12 protein-coding genes and 1 pseudogene are annotated in these 14,314 nt (G+C 65.7%); 1 reads left to right on the plus strand and 12 read right to left on the minus strand.

Features of this window, described 5'->3' with window-relative positions:
- Positions 1-4: 4 nt before the first annotated feature.
- The 6 genes from ACOYW5_RS11425 to ACOYW5_RS11450 all read right to left on the minus strand — a co-directional run bounded on the left by ACOYW5_RS11425 (position 5) and on the right by ACOYW5_RS11450 (position 5,299).
- On the minus strand, positions 5-1,426 hold the full coding sequence (locus ACOYW5_RS11425; RefSeq protein ID WP_423069366.1) for an extracellular solute-binding protein: 1,422 nt from the start codon (positions 1,424-1,426) through the stop codon (positions 5-7).
- A gap of 193 nt (positions 1,427-1,619) precedes the next feature.
- Positions 1,620-1,928 (minus strand): hypothetical protein, encoded by a 309-nt coding sequence (locus ACOYW5_RS11430; RefSeq protein ID WP_423069367.1) that lies wholly within the window; start codon positions 1,926-1,928, stop codon positions 1,620-1,622.
- Positions 1,929-2,018: 90 nt separating this feature from the next.
- Positions 2,019-2,321, minus strand: coding sequence for a hypothetical protein (locus tag ACOYW5_RS11435; RefSeq protein ID WP_423069368.1), 303 nt, complete (start codon positions 2,319-2,321; stop codon positions 2,019-2,021).
- Between the two features lie 66 nt (positions 2,322-2,387).
- A complete protein-coding gene (locus ACOYW5_RS11440) occupies positions 2,388-3,299 on the minus strand; it encodes a carbohydrate ABC transporter permease (RefSeq protein WP_423069369.1) in 912 nt (303 codons plus the stop codon).
- The gene (locus tag ACOYW5_RS11445; RefSeq protein WP_423069370.1) at positions 3,299-4,252 is read right to left on the minus strand and encodes an ABC transporter permease; all 954 of its coding nucleotides are present in this window, start codon (positions 4,250-4,252) and stop codon (positions 3,299-3,301) included. Before ACOYW5_RS11445 ends, ACOYW5_RS11440 begins: the two co-directional genes overlap by 1 nt.
- A 3-nt stretch (positions 4,253-4,255) precedes the next feature.
- Positions 4,256-5,299, minus strand: coding sequence for a LacI family DNA-binding transcriptional regulator (locus tag ACOYW5_RS11450; protein ID WP_423069371.1), 1,044 nt, complete (start codon positions 5,297-5,299; stop codon positions 4,256-4,258).
- Positions 5,300-5,505: 206 nt separating this feature from the next.
- On the opposite strand from ACOYW5_RS11450, the gene ACOYW5_RS11455 reads away from it, so the two are divergent.
- On the plus strand, positions 5,506-6,345 hold the full coding sequence (locus tag ACOYW5_RS11455; protein ID WP_423069372.1) for a GT-D fold domain-containing glycosyltransferase: 840 nt from the start codon (positions 5,506-5,508) through the stop codon (positions 6,343-6,345).
- 60 nt (positions 6,346-6,405) lie between these two features.
- Here the strand turns inward: ACOYW5_RS11455 and ACOYW5_RS11460 are convergent, their stop codons facing one another.
- The 6 genes and pseudogenes from ACOYW5_RS11460 to ACOYW5_RS11485 form a co-directional block, all read right to left on the minus strand.
- Positions 6,406-8,277, minus strand: a complete 1,872-nt coding sequence (locus tag ACOYW5_RS11460) for a hypothetical protein (protein WP_423069373.1) — start codon at positions 8,275-8,277, stop codon at positions 6,406-6,408.
- Positions 8,274-9,398, minus strand: coding sequence for a protein-glutamate methylesterase/protein-glutamine glutaminase (locus ACOYW5_RS11465; protein ID WP_423069374.1), 1,125 nt, complete (start codon positions 9,396-9,398; stop codon positions 8,274-8,276). Before ACOYW5_RS11465 ends, ACOYW5_RS11460 begins: the two co-directional genes overlap by 4 nt.
- A 10-nt stretch (positions 9,399-9,408) precedes the next feature.
- Entirely contained in the window at positions 9,409-10,287 is an 879-nt protein-coding gene (locus ACOYW5_RS11470) for a CheR family methyltransferase (protein WP_423069375.1), read from the minus strand.
- Positions 10,288-10,347: 60 nt separating this feature from the next.
- Positions 10,348-10,800 carry a chemotaxis protein CheW gene (locus tag ACOYW5_RS11475; protein WP_423069376.1) on the minus strand — a complete coding sequence of 151 codons (453 nt, stop codon included), beginning with the start codon at positions 10,798-10,800 and terminating at the stop codon, positions 10,348-10,350.
- Between the two features lie 13 nt (positions 10,801-10,813).
- The gene (locus tag ACOYW5_RS11480) at positions 10,814-12,625 is read right to left on the minus strand and encodes a methyl-accepting chemotaxis protein (protein WP_423069377.1); all 1,812 of its coding nucleotides are present in this window, start codon (positions 12,623-12,625) and stop codon (positions 10,814-10,816) included.
- Positions 12,626-12,716: 91 nt separating this feature from the next.
- A pseudogene (locus tag ACOYW5_RS11485) lies at positions 12,717-13,829 on the minus strand (methyl-accepting chemotaxis protein); the annotation flags it as partial.
- Positions 13,830-14,314: the final 485 nt, after the last annotated feature.

The following is a 14,314-nucleotide window of genomic DNA, read 5'->3' on the forward strand; positions in this document are numbered from 1 at the left end:
GGCCTTAGCCGTTCAGCTTGGTCCGGGCATACTCGTTGAGGCGGTCGCCACCGGCGGCCTTCCATTCGGCGACGAAAGCGTCCCACTGATCTATCGAGGCTTCGCCGGAGATGAACTTGTAGACCCAGGCGCGATAGACGTTCTCGGTCGCGTCGAGGTCAGCGGCGAAGTCGGACGGCCAGACGAAGGCGTTGTCGGGCTTGAACCAGGTGGTGATGTTCTTCAGCGACTCCTGTGCCGCAGCCGACTTCCACTCGACCGGCGGCACGAAGTTAGCAGCCGCGAAGAAGCGGGCGTACCAGGTGCTCATCTTGTCGGTGATTGTGTAGGTGTCGCCGGACTTGGTGTATTCCTCGCCCTCGAAGCCCATGCGGTCGAGCATCTGGCCCTCGGTCGAGGCCATGAAGTCGAGGAGTTTTGCGACTTCTTCCTTGTGCTGCGAGGTGGTGGCGATGGCGAAGCCGCGGCTTTCCTTCGACACATCGGTGGCCGAGAGACCCTGGCCGCCCGGGCCCTTGGGGATCGGCAGCAGTACCAGTTCGATCGGGGTTTCCGGATGCGCCTGGCGCATCTTGCCACCGTAGATGTCGATGACTTCCGCTGAGGAGCCGAAGATCACGCCAGCCTTGCCGGTGTAGAACTTGTCTTCCTTCACGTCGAACTTCGAGGTCACGTATTCCTTGTCGTAGAGGCCCTCGGCCGCAAGCTTGGCGTACCAGGTGATCTTGGCCTTCTCGGCATCGGTGATGCGCGAGCTCACCCACTCGCCCGCGGCGTCCCTCATCCAGGTGCCGGTGATGCCGAAGGCCTGGTTGAAGATCGAGTCGAGCTCGTTGGTGTTGTCGGCGGTGGTGACGCCGAGCGTGTTGCCCGGGGTGCCGTCGCCATCGAGATCGGCGTCGTGGATGGCCTTGAAGAAGGCTTCGTACTCATCCACCGTCTGCGGCGGGGCGATGCCGAGCTTGTCGAGCCAGTCCTTGCGGATCACCGGCTGCGGGGCGCGTGGCGGATAGACGTAGAGCAGGTACGGGTAGTTCTTGAGGCGGTCGACGTTGTGCGGCCAGAGGGCGGCCTTGAGGTTGGGCGACTTTTCGATCCACGGGTTGAGGTCTTCGAGAATGCCCTGATCGGCCATCTTGGCGTCGCCGCCCTGAAAGTAGATCAGGTCGGGGATATCGCCCGAGAGCAGCATGACGCCGAGCGCATCGGCATAGCCGGAAGACGGCAGGTCGACGATCTGGATGTCGAGATCGGTGCCTTGCGCCTTTAGCACCGCCTCGATGCGCTCGATATGGGCGACGTCGGGCGGATTGGTGGTCAGCAAGTCCTTCGAAACGAGACGGATCACCGTTTGGGCGCTGGCTGGCATAGCCAGCGACAGGCTGAGCGCCAGCGCTGTGGTTGTCAGAAGCAGGGTCTTAAGCATGGATTCTCCTCCGTTATGCCTGGTTATTGGTTGGTTGAGCGGGAAATCCCCCACGGCCGCGATGTCATCCCGGCGCAGGCCGGGGTCCATTTCGCCGGCTGCGATGGCGGCGAGATGGATCCCCGCATTCGCGGGGACATCAAGTGTGTGGGAAGGACTCGGGCCGAACGTCTTACGCGCCGAGAGCGGCGGCTTACCTGAGGGCGAAGAAGCCGAAGAAAGCGACGACCAGCAGCAGCGGCAGGAGCGCGAGTATCAGGGCCAGCACCAGCCAGCGGCGCTTGAGCGCGAGGATCAACGCCGGGAGCGTCAGCAGCACCAAGGGGATGCAGATGATGATCGACATGTCCTGGCCCATCGAGCGGGTCATCATGTCCATCGAGGCGGCACGCAGCCAATAGTCCAGCTGGGCAAAGGCGAACAGCGCCACCTGCAGGCCGACGAGGGCGAGAACCGTGTAGCGCAGCCACGGCGTCTTCGGGCTTGCCGTGGTATCGGTCATGCGGCTCTCCTCGGCTCTGCAGCGCGAGCATGCCCCGACAAAGGGCCGGAATAACAGCGGAATCTACGGCGGCGAAGGCTGGGGGAGGAGCTAGGTGAGATACCAGACGGCCAGCGGCATCAGCAGGGCAAGAATGGCCAGACCCAACGCCAGCTTCAGCCGACGTCCCCAGATCCCGAGAATGAGCGCCGGCAGAGTAAGCAGCACGATGGGGGCTGCTACTGCCGCTGCCAGCGCCCAACCGATCGATCGACTGAGTTGCTCGTTGGAGGCGATCGCCTGATTGAGTACGAAATACGCGACGATGACGAACAGCACCGCCTCGATGCCCGCCAGTAGAAGAACCGCGATCCGCAGGTCCCGATTGACTGCACTTCTCTTGCGCTCGGTCATGACACTCTCCCGCGCCGCATGTCGGGAGTTTGCCTCCAAATCGGGCAGCAATGACAGAAGAATTTGTCATCCCTTCAGCGCCCCACTCATGGTGCCCTTGGTGAAGAACTTGAGGATCAGCGGATAGATGGCGAGGATCGGCAGGATGGTGATGATGATCATCCCGGCCTTCAGCGCCTTCAAGTTGATCTGGGCGACGCCGATATTGTTGGCCGCGTTCTCGGCGCCGACGATCGCCAGCTTGTCGCCCTCGACCACGAACTGCCGCAGTACAACCTGCAGCGGATACTTGGTCTGGTCGTTGAGGTAGATCATCGCCCGGAAGAACTCGTTCCAGTGGAAGACGAGGTAGAACAGGGCGATCGTCGCCAGCGCCGGCTTTGCCAGCGGCAGCACGACCTGGAAGAAGATCTGGAAGGCGTTGGCGCCGTCGAGTTCGGCGGCCTCGAGCAGTTCCTCGGGGATCTCCTCGAAGAAGCGGACGAGGATGATCAGGTACCAGGCGTTCACCGCCTTGTAGAGGATGACGCTCCAGTAGCTGTCGAGAAGGCCCATCCGCTTCATCAGGAAGTAGTCAGGGATGATGCCGGGCTCGAAGACAATGGTGACAAGCACCAGCAGGAAGATGGCGCGGCGGAACGGCAGCCCCGGCCGGCTCAGCCCCCAGGCCATCAGTGCCGTGCCGATGACGCCGATGGCGGTCGCGGTGGCGGTGATGAAGATCGAGTTGAGGATGCCGCGCTGGACGTTGGGATGCTGGAGCAGCAGCAGCCAGACATCGAGCGAGAAGCCGGACGGCCAGATATCGAGGCCGCTCTTGCCCGCGACCCTGGTGGGATCGGAGAAGGAAACAGCGAGCAGGTTGAGGATCGGCTGCAGCATCACCACCACCATGGCGAGCAGCGTGGTGACGATGATGGCGTATTCGATGCGCTCGAGCGGCGAGCGGCGGATCGCGGTACCTCGGGGCGCGGCCATCACCACACTCCCTTGCCGGTGAGGCGCTTCGAGACGAAGTGCGCAGTGAGGATCAGGATCATGCCGAACACGGCTTTGAACAGACCGGCGGCGGTGGCGAGTGAGTATTCGCCGGTGCGGAGGCCGATCCGGTAGACGTAGGTGTCGAGGATATCGATCTGGCCGCGGTTCACGTCGTTGAGGAAGTTGATGACCTGGTTGAGGTCGGCCGAGAGGAACATGCCCATGTTGAGGATGAAGAGCGTCGCGATGGTCGGGACGATCCCGGGGATGGTGACGTGCCAGACCTTCTGCCAGCGGTTGGCGCCATCGAGCTCGGCCGCTTCATATAGCGACTGGTCGATGCCGACGATGGCGGCGAGGTAGAGCAGGCTGTCCCAGCCGGCGGAGCGCCAGATTTCGGAGAAGACCAGCACCCAGCGGCTGGAGTTGCCTTCGGTCATGAAGCTGACGGGCTTCGCGCCGAAGAAGCCGGTGATCTGGTTCACGGCGCCATCGGAGGGCGAGAGGATGGCGATGAAGATGCCGGCGATCACCACCCAGCTGAGGAAGTGCGGCAGGTAGATCGCCGACTGCACGAATTTGCGCAGCCTGCCGCTCCGCACCTCGTTGAGCAGCAGCGCCACGATGATCGGGACGGGGAAGACGAAAACGATCTTCAGCGTCGAGATGATCAGCGTGTTCGCGAGCACCTGGTAGAAGACCGGCGACGAAAACAGGGTCTGGAAGTGCTTCAGTCCCACCCAGATATTGGGCGGTATGATGCGCACCTGCTCGAAGGCCATCTTGGCTTCCCAGATTGGGAAATAGTGCCAGATGAGGAAGAAAATCAGGCCGGGAGCGAGCATGACGTAGTAGGGCCACCAGCGGCGGACTCCGGAGGCAAAGCGGCTGGACTTGGGAACGTTCCCGGCCGAGGTCGAAAGCGCCGTTGCGCTGTCCAGGCTGGACATAGTCTAGCTCCTCCCCACCCCGGCAATGCGCAGGGGTGTTTGTGCGCCCAGATCGGCGAGTGAACCTCGCTCTATCAGGCGGCACGGCAGATAGGTGCGGCCGGCCTGTGGGCGGCCGGCGATTTCGTCGAACAGGGCGAGTGCGGCGCGGCGGCCGAGTTCGCGGGCCGGCTTCTCGATGGTAGTGAGCGTCGGCCAGGAGAAGGCACCGGCCGGCACGCCGTCGAAGCCGAGAATGGAGACATCGCGCGGACATTCGCGCCCGGCATCGCGTACGGCCAGCATGGCGCCGAGTGCCATGAGGTCGTTGGCGCAGAACACGGCGATGTGACCGATCGGCTGGCGCGCCATCAGCCGCTGCATGGCGGCCTGGCCGCCCTCGAAGGTGTAGTCGGTCTCCTCGACGAGGAGCGAGGCCGGATCGATGTCGTGCTCGAGGCAGTATTCGTGCACGGCGCGAAGGAAGCGAGCCCGGGCAAGACGTGATTTCGGGCCGAGAATCAGGGCCGGGCGGGTATGGCCAAGGGACGCCAGATGCTCCATGCCGAGGCGCACCGCCTGGGCGATATCAGAACCGATGCTGGCCGTATCCGGGAAGCGCTCGGCCGAAGAGCCGATCAGCACCAGCGGCACGCCGAAGCGCCCGAAATCATCGACATTGTCGGAGACCGGATTGACGATGGCGCCCTCAACGCGGGCCTGGCGCACGGCGCGCAGGTGCGCGGCCTCGCGGTCGTGATCCCAGTCGGAGGAGAAGACCAGGAGCGAGGCGCCACGCTCGCCGACGATATCTTGCGCACCGCGGGCGACTTCGGCCCAGAACGGGTTGGTGATGTCCGGAATGACGAGGCCGAAAAGGCCGGAGCGGCCCGAGCGCATACCGACGGCGAGGTGGTTGCGCTCATAGCCGGCCTGACGGGCGGCGAGGCGGACCTTCTCGCGCGTCGCGTCATTGACGTCACCGGAATCGGTAAGGGCGCGGGCGGCGGTGCTCTTCGACACGCCGGCAAGCCGTGCAACATCAATGATGGTCGGGCGCCTGCCCATCGATCCTCCGTGCCGTGGACCGGCATCTATTGGGAACGTTACCGGAAGTCCCGGAGCGAGTCCAGTGGGGTCGGACGGGCACGGAAATCGATGCCTGGACGCGCAAAGGTGCAGTGAAAGTCTGCTCTTAGGCCATGAACTTCTGCCAGTCCTTGACTTGGGGGGCATCGGCTGGTTGGTGGCGGCCCTTCCGAGGACGAGGTTCGATGGCGATGAATTACTGGCTGCGATCGCTGCGCGCCCGCTTGTCCGATTCACGTCCGATCGAACGCCTCGGCAACGAGGAGACATTGCGGCGGGTGCTCGAAGATGGCGTCGCGCTGTCCCGGTTCGGCGACGGCGAGCTGAAGCTGGCGCTCTACGGGCGGGGGCTGCGCTTCCAGCGGCACAGCGCGGCGCTCGAGGCGGCGCTGAACGAGGCGCTGCTGGTGCCCAGGGCCGGGGCGCTTGCCTGCTTCAACAACCTCTTCACCGACAGGGCCGAACAGGAGTGGGTGGCGCGTTATGAGCGCTATCCCAAGGTGCCGGATGGCTTCCGCAGCATCCGGGAGCACAACGATATCCTCGTGCTTAAGCGCCGGCGGCAGCAGCGCGAGTATCAGCGGCACTGGCGGATTGTCACACATGAAACCGGGCTCGATACCTACGGCTCGGCCGGCGTGTTTTTCCTTGGCCTGCATGTCGAGGAGTATGCACGGGGCGAGATGGAGGGCGTGCTGGATCGGTATCGAGCGCTGTTCAGCGGGCGGCGAATCCTATTCGTCTGCCCGGACCGGCCGATGGGCGGGCTGTCGTTCCCCGAGCAGTTGGGCACCATGCAGCGGCTTGGGCTCAGGGATGCCCAGTTCATCAAGGTGCCGGAGACCGATGCTTTCGAGCACTCGGCCGAAATCCGGAGCGCGGTGCTCGCTTCGACCGGCTTCGACGACCTGTTCATCCAGGCGGGTCCGGCGGCGACGGTATGGGCGTATGAGTTCGCGGACCGGATCGATGGCCGGGTGCTCGATGTGGGGAGCCTCAGCACGCAGTTGCGGCATTTGGGCTAGCGAGTACTGCAAGAGCATCACCGCTGGTGGCGAGATGGTTCAGCCGGGCCGTGAAGGCGCTCAGAACAGCAGGTCGTCGAGATCGCCGGAGGCTTCGGGTTCGGGCTCGGCCTCGGGGATGGTGCCAAGGAAGCTGTGGTGGAGGCGGCGCTCGGCGTCCATGGTGTAGCGGCGGCGGAGGGTGGCGAAGAAGTCGGGGTGGCCCTCGATGATGTTCCCCCCTCCGTCCCGCCCCTGGCCGGCCACCTCCCCCGCCCCGCGGGGGAGGATCAGGGCGAACTCGATGTCGCTGAGGGCTTCGGAGATGGCGGCGTGGCTGGCGAGGGCGCCGACGGCGTCTTCAAGAAGGCGGGCGACCTTGGGACCATCGGCATAGAGCTCGACCAGTGCGTTCTTCATGCGGAAGCCGACGGCTTCGAGCAGTTCGAGCGCCGCAGTCGCCTCGCGTTCGAGATCGCCGACGCGGGTGGCGCCGGAGCCGGCGGACTGGGTGAAGGCGGTGGAATAGCCCGCCGCTTCGTTGAGGCACTCGACGGCGGCCTGGGCCGAGACGACGGTCTCGCCGGTGAGGGTGCGGAGCTGCTGGGCGATGACATCGAGGGCGCGGCCGCGCGGGCCGAGCTGGGCGCATTTGACCGCGGCGTTGAGCGAGACGAGCCGCATCTTGTACTCGATCTCCTGCACCGCCTCGACGTGGTCGAGCAGCACGCGGACGGTATCGGAAACGGCGGCAGCGACCTGATCGAGCTTGCCGCGCTCGCTTTCGCAATCGCGCAGCACGGTAACGGCGCGGCGGACGGCGCCGTGGAGTTCGGCAAGGGCGGAGCGGTTCTCGGCGGAGCCGTAGACGCTGCCGGCATGCTCGAGCACGGCCTGGACGTCCTGGGTGAGGTGGCTGAGCGCGTCTGCGCCCGAGGACATCTCGATGATCAGGGTTTCGCGGGCGGATTCGAGCTGGAGGCGTTGGAGTTCCATGGCCGTGGGGACATACGAGGGAACGACGGCCGAGGGATCGTGGCCCCCTCCGGCCGGCCCTGGGCCGGCCACCTCCCCCGCCCCGCGGGGGAGGATGAAGAGGGAGGCCACGTCGAGGAGAGCAGCTTCGACGTGTTCGACGCGCTGGCGGGTGGCGTCGCCGACCTGGAGGGCCATGACCGCGGCTGCGACCTTGTCGGTGATGGCGCGCGACATCTGGCCAGTGGTGACGCTGGAGCGGGCGGATTCGAGCCGCTGCTCGGTGACTTCGGCGAGGTCGGCCTCGAGCTCGGTCGCGAGCGCGGAAAGCGTCTGGCGATGCGCGGCTTCGAAATTGCCGCGAGCTATAGCGGCGTCGGCGACGACGCCGGTGAGCGCCTCGTAGGTGCGGTGGAACTTGCTGATGGTGGTCGCAGCGCCGTCTGAGAGCTGGGCGATATCGGTGGTGAAGACGCCGAAATCCTCCTCAGCGGTGACGACGCTGGCGGCGACGACCCGGGCATTGATGGCGACGATGCCCATCATCTTGACGGTGCGGCGGAGTTCCGAGATCGGGTGGGCGGCCTTGCGCAGGGCTTCGACGAGGCGGTTGAGGTCATCCTGCTCGGCGCCGAGCGCCACGGAGATCTCGCCGGCGCGGCGGCCGACAAGGGCGAGGCCGTCGGTGGCACTGGTGAGTTCATCGCTGCCCAGTTCAACCGGCAGGGCCTCGAAGGTGCCGGTGATGCGAGTGAGGATGCCGGCGCATTCGGCGAGGCGATCGCCGACCGCGACGAAGGCGCCGTCGATGGCTTCGCGGGGGGAGGCGAGGTGGGAGACGATGGCGCGGAGATCGGGGATAAGATCGGCGAGGGTATCGCCGAGATCTGGGTTGCCGCCTCCACCACCCTTTGGGTGGTCCCCCTCCCCCGCCCCGCGGGGGAGGATATCCAGTGCGGTGCTTGCTTCGGCGATCATGCGGAATCCCTCAGCGGCGCACGGCTGGCGTAGGTGGTGATCTCCTGGGCGACGCGCTTCAGCGGCACGATCTTGGCGGCGGCGCCCAGTGCGATGGCTTCCTTGGGCATGCCGAAGACGACCGAGCTTTCCTCGTCCTGCGCGATGGTGGTGGCGCCGGCCTGGCGCATTTCGAGGAGGCCCCTGGCGCCGTCGTCACCCATGCCGGTGAGGAGAATGCCGAGGGCGTTGCGGCCGGCGCCATAGGCGGCCGAGCGGAACAACACATCGACCGAGGGGCGATGGCGCGAGACATGCGGGCCATCGACGATGTTGACGGTGTAGCGCGAACCGGTGCGCTGCAGCGTCATGTGACGGCCACCGGGGGCGATGAGCACCTGGCCGGCCTCAAGCACATCGCCATCCTCGGCTTCCTTGACGCGCACCTGGCAGAGGCCATTGAGGCGGCGTGCGAACGCGGCGGTGAAGCGCTCGGGCATGTGCTGGACGATGAGGATGGCCGGCGACGCGGCGGGCAGTTCGACGAGGACGTCGCGCAGGGCCTCGGTGCCACCGGTCGATGCGCCGATGCAGATCACCGGCTCGGTCACCGGGATGGTGGCGAGAGCGGAGGCGGCGCGTGCGGCCGAGCGAGGCGGGATTACCGCGTCGGCGGTGAGCTTGGCTTCGACGTGGATTTCCGGTGCCGGCGGCCGGACAGCGCGGCCCTTCAGCCGTGCCTCGGCGGCATTGCGGGCGGCGGCGCAGATGCGGGCGCGCGAGTCATGCAGGGCCTCAACCGTATCGACGCGCGGCTTGGGCACCACATCGACGGCCCCGGCTTCCAATGCCTTGATCAGCATGTCGCTGCCTTCGCTGGCGTGGGACGAGCAGATCACCACCGGGATGGGGCGCTGCGACATCATCTTTTTCAGGAAGGTGATGCCGTCCATACGCGGCAGCTCGATATCGAGGAAGATGACATCGGGCACTTCCTGGCGGATGCGCTCGACCGCGATATAGGGATCGGCGGCCGTGGCCATCACTTCGAGGGCCGGATCGGACGAGATGATGTCGGTGAGCGTGGTGCGCACGGCGGCGGAATCGTCGACGATCAGGACACGTATTTTGCGGTCGGGCATCGGCTCCCCCTCAGAGCTTCTGGAATACGGCAGGGGCGACCTGCCGGACGGCATGCGCGGTGCCGATCATGGATTCGGAGTGGCCGAGGACGAGATAGCCGCCCGGCCGGATATGGGTGAGCAGGCGCGCCACCACGGCTTCCTGATCGGCTTTCTCGAAGTAGATCAGCACGTTGCGCAGGAAGACGATGTCGACGTCGCGATCGAACGGGTAGGTCTGGTCCATCAGGTTAAGATGGGCGAAGCGGACATAGCGCCTCAGCTCGGGCGCCATGCGCACCTCGCGGCGAGGGCCGGGCCGGCGCGCGTGCATGACGTAGCGGGCCTGCATTTCCGGCGGCACCGGAGCGATCATTTCGGCGGGATAGACGGCACGGCGACCCTGGGCCAGCACCTGCGTCGAGATATCGGTGCCGAGGATGGCGAAGCGGAAATCGTGGCGCTGGGCGACCATGTCGTCGAGCACCATGGCAAGCGTATAGGCTTCGGCACCGGTCGAGCTGGCAGCGCTCCAGATCTTGAGGAGCGGGTTGCGTTCGCCCCGCGCCTTGAGCAGCAGCGGCACCATGGTGGAGACCATGAAGTCGAAGTGCTCGGCCTCGCGGAAGAAATCGGTCTTGTTGGTGGTGACGGCATCGATAAGATGGGTCAGTTCGCGCTCGAGGCCGTTTCGCTTGAACAGGAAGTTGGCATAGCTAGCGAAATCGGCGAGCCCGAGGACGCGCAGGCGCTTTCGCAGCCGGCCCTCGACCATCAGGCGCTTGCCCGGGGGTAGCTTGATGCCGGCCTCGCCTTCGATGAGCTTGGCAATGCGGCCGAAATCGAGCGCGCTGAGATGATCTTCGCCGTCGTCTTCGATGGGGCGGGATGTTAGTGCGAGGCTAGGCAAGGGTGTGTTCCCCACTGGCATACGGCCCCCTCCCTCGCCATTCTCTATCGGTCATCACTCTCAAGCCGCCTCAGCCACACCGCCGAGCAGGCGGTCGAGATCGAGGACGGTGACGAACTGGCCGTTGCGGCGTCCGATGCCGGCGACAGTATGGGAGCGCCACTTGCCTGAGACGGACGGGGGTGGATCGAGTTCGTCGGCATCGAGGACGGTAACTTCGAACACGCGGTCGGTGCGGAGGCCTAGCGTCATCGGCGCGGTGGCGCCGTTGACGTGGAGCACGACGATGCGGGTGTTCTCGGTGTCGTCGGCTTCGGGCAGGCCGAGGGTCAGACGCAGGTCGAGGACCGGGATGCCCTCGCCGCGCACATCGGTCATGCCGAGCAGGTTCGGGGGCGCCTGCGGCAGGCGCGCAACCGGCCGCATCTCGAGGATTTCCTGCACCTTCTCGACGGGGGCGGCGAAGAGTTCGCCGTCCACGCCAAGCGTCACGTATTGGGATTTCTCAGCCAAGTCCGATGCTCCTTCAGGCGGCACCACGGCGGGTGAACTCGGCATCGAGCTCATCGCCGGTGTCATCGATATCTAGGTCGAAACCACCATTGCTGGCCGCGCGGGCGGCAGGCTTGCGCGGCGCCATGTGCGGGGCCTTGGCGAAGACTTCGCTGCGCAGGTTCGGCTTCGCGGCAGGCTTGCGCGCCGCGGGCGCCGGTGCTTCGGCTACCGTAGCGGCTTCGATGCGGAAGTAGCTGATGGCGATCTGCAACTGCTCGGCCTGGCTGGCCAGCTCCTCGGACGTCGCCGACATTTCTTCGGCGGCCGAGGTGTTCTGCTGGGTGACCTTGTCGAGCTGCTGGATGGCGGTGTTGATCTGCGCCGCACCGGCATTCTGCTCGCGGGCACCGGCGGTGATCTCCTCGACCAGTTCTGCAGTCCGCTTGATGTCGGGGACGAGGCGGGTGAGCATCTCGCCGGCCGACTGGGCGGTTTTCACCGTGGTGTCGGAGAGCGTCGAGATTTCCGCCGCGGCGGCCTGGCTGCGTTCGGCAAGCTTGCGCACTTCGGATGCCACAACAGCGAAGCCGCGGCCATGCTCGCCTGCGCGCGCAGCTTCGACCGCAGCGTTGAGGGCGAGGAGGTCGGTCTGGCGGGCGATTTCCTGCACCACCATGATCTTCTGGGCGATGGTCTGCATGGCGGTGACGGCGTCGTTCACGGCCTGGCCCGAGGCGATGGCGTCGGCGGCGGACTGGCGGGCGATCTTTTCGGTCTGGGCGGCGTTGTCGGCCGACTGCTTGATGGTCGCGGCCATCTCTTCCATCGAGGCGGAGGCTTCTTCGGTCGAGGAGGCCTGCTCGGTGGCGCCCTGGCTCAGCTGCTCGGCGGTGGCCGAGAGTTCCTGGCTACCGGCCGAGACGTTGTTGGCCGAGCTGATGGCTTCGGTGATGACGTCGCGGAGCTTTTCGACCATACGGCCGAGCGCAAGGCCCAGCGTGTCCTTGTCGGAGAGGGGCTTGGGCTCGACGGTGAGGTCACCGTCGGCGATGCGATCGGCGATGGCGGCGGTGTTGCGGAGGTTACCGGTCATGTCGTTGACCTTGGCCACCAGATCCTTGATCTCGTCATTGGTCTTGACGACGACGGTCTGCTCGAGATCGCCGATGGCGACGGCGTTGACCGCGTCGGTGACGCGGGCGAGGCCCTTGGCGATACCCATGATGATCCAGGTGGCAGCGACGGCGGCGATCAGCACGGAGCTGATCAGCAGGGCGATACCGAGCATGCTGGAGATGGCCGAGAGTTCGTGGGCGTGCGCGGTGGCCTCGGCCAGTCGCTGGTTGTTGAGGGTGACGACTTCCTCGAGCGAGGCCTCAGCTTCGTGCATGACGGCAGCCGCTTTGCCGGAGGCGAGCGCGTAGGCCTCGGCATCGAGATTGGCGACCGACAGGCGACGGATCTCGGCGTGCTCGGTTAGGTATTCGCCGAATTCTGCGGAGAACTTCTCGACGAGCGGCTGGCCGCCGTCGCTGGAGCGATCGTGCAGATCGGTGGCGCCGGACTCGATCTCAGCGATAAGGCGATCGAGGTTGGCGGTGAGTTCGGCGGTGTCGGCCGGCGTGGAGGCGAGCATGAGGTCGTGCTCGTCTCGGGCGAATTCGAGCAGGTCGCGCTCGAGGCCCGAGGCGAGCTCGATGCGCTTGACGTTGTGGTCCATGGCGGCGGTGAACGCGCCATCCATGCTGTTCAGGCTCTGCAGGGCAATGAACATGCTCACGGCGCTGAGGGCGATAATGCCCACGAAGGTGGCGGCGAGCTTCAGCTTGATTGTAAGTCTCAAAGTATCCCCCAAACGCTGCTGCCGGTCCCAACCGGCTTGATGGGTATGCCGGACCGCGGCTCATCCGCGATCCGGTTCGTCAAAGGCGTGGTCAGGCGGCGCCGCGGCGCGAGAACTCGCTGTCGAGATCGTCGCCCATGTCGTCGAGATCGAGGTCAAAGCCGCCACCGGAAGCAGTGCGGGCCGGGGCCTTGCGCTTCATGTGCGGGGCCTTCTGCATCAGCTCTTCGCGGAGCTTGGCAGTCTTCGCGGGTACGCGGTCGTTGGCCGGAGCCGGGGCGGTGTATTGCTGGCTCGGGTCGATGCGGAAGTAGCTGATCGCAGACTGCAGCTGTTCGGCCTGGCTGGCCAGCTCCTCGGAGGTCGCAGACATTTCTTCGGCGGCCGACGTGTTCTGCTGGGTGACCTTGTCGAGTTGCTGGATGGCCGTGTTGATCTGGGCCGCGCCGGCATTCTGCTCGCGCGAGCCGGCGGTGACCTCTTCCACCAGTTCGGCGGTGCGGCGGATGTCGGGCACCAGCTTCTGCAGCATGTCGCCGGCCGAGCGGGCGGCCTTCACGGTATCTACCGAGAGGGTCGAAATCTCGGCAGCGGCAGCCTGGCTGCGTTCGGCGAGCTTGCGCACCTCGGAGGCGACCACCGCGAAGCCGCGGCCATGTTCACCGGCACGAGCCGCCTCGACGGCCGCGTTGAGGGCGAGGAGATCGGTCTGGCGAGCGATCTCCTGCACGACCATGATCTTTTCGGCGATGGTCTGCATGGCGTTGACGGCGTTGCCCACGGCCTCGCCGGAGCTGTTGGCGTCGGCGGCCGACTGGCGGGCGATCTTTTCGGTCTGGCTGGCATTGTCGGCCGACTGTTTGATGGTCGCGGCCATCTGTTCCATCGAAGCGGAGGCTTCTTCGGTCGAGGAGGCCTGCTCGGTGGCGCCCTGGCTCAGCTGTTCGGCGGTGGCCGAGAGTTCCTGGCTGCCCGACGCCACGTTCCGAGCGGCGGCGGTGACCTCTGAGACGACCTCGCGGAGCTTCCGAGTCATCGTGTTCAGCGCGTCGATGACGTCCTTGATCTCGTCGTTCGACCTGACCTTGGCTTCGGCACTGAGATCGCCACCGGCGACGGCGTTGGCGAGACCGAGAGCGGCCGACAGGGACTTCGAGATGGTGACGATCATCCAGATGGCGGCAAGCGCAGCGATGACGACCGAACCCGCGAGGAGCGCGAGCAACAGCAGCATCGAGGAGTCGTAAAGCTGCTTGGACTCGACTGCGGCGGCGTCCAGCAGTTCCTTGTTACGCCCGATCATCGACTCGAGCGCCGTGTCGGCATCGCGACGCGCCACGGCAGCGACGTCGGAGGCCTGCATGGCGTTGTAGTCGCCGCGCTGGATCGAGATGTCGACGGCCTTGTCCATGGCGACCACCAGGTTGCCGTATGCTTCCTCGGCGGCCGCAAGGAGGGCGGTCTCGGTCGCCGGCACAGTGCGGCGGAGTGTCGGGAACAGCTCGGAGAGGCTTTCGACGCCGGTCTTGTAATCGGCGTACCACTCATCCTGCTTGGCCGGGAGCGAGGAGGCGAGCAGCACGTTGCGCTGCTGCCGGAACGCATCGGTGATCGTCATGTAGGCTTCCGACGCCGCTTTGAAGGCCGGGAACGCACTACTGTCGCCGGCGCTGACGCGGGCGGAAAGGG

Source organism: Devosia sp. CN2-171, assembly GCF_049354815.1.
Classification (GTDB): Bacteria; Pseudomonadota; Alphaproteobacteria; order Rhizobiales; family Devosiaceae; genus Devosia_A.

Coding starts and splice junctions, on each gene's coding strand:
- ACOYW5_RS11425 (WP_423069366.1), bottom strand. CDS start 1,426: ATGCTTAAGACCCTGCTTCTGACAACCACAGCGCTGGCGCTCAGCCTG.
- ACOYW5_RS11430 (WP_423069367.1), bottom strand. CDS start 1,928: ATGACCGATACCACGGCAAGCCCGAAGACGCCGTGGCTGCGCTACACG.
- ACOYW5_RS11435 (WP_423069368.1), bottom strand. CDS start 2,321: ATGACCGAGCGCAAGAGAAGTGCAGTCAATCGGGACCTGCGGATCGCG.
- ACOYW5_RS11440 (WP_423069369.1), bottom strand. CDS start 3,299: ATGGCCGCGCCCCGAGGTACCGCGATCCGCCGCTCGCCGCTCGAGCGC.
- ACOYW5_RS11445 (WP_423069370.1), bottom strand. CDS start 4,252: ATGTCCAGCCTGGACAGCGCAACGGCGCTTTCGACCTCGGCCGGGAAC.
- ACOYW5_RS11450 (WP_423069371.1), bottom strand. CDS start 5,299: ATGGGCAGGCGCCCGACCATCATTGATGTTGCACGGCTTGCCGGCGTG.
- ACOYW5_RS11455 (WP_423069372.1), top strand. CDS start 5,506: ATGGCGATGAATTACTGGCTGCGATCGCTGCGCGCCCGCTTGTCCGAT.
- ACOYW5_RS11460 (WP_423069373.1), bottom strand. CDS start 8,277: ATGATCGCCGAAGCAAGCACCGCACTGGATATCCTCCCCCGCGGGGCG.
- ACOYW5_RS11465 (WP_423069374.1), bottom strand. CDS start 9,398: ATGCCCGACCGCAAAATACGTGTCCTGATCGTCGACGATTCCGCCGCC.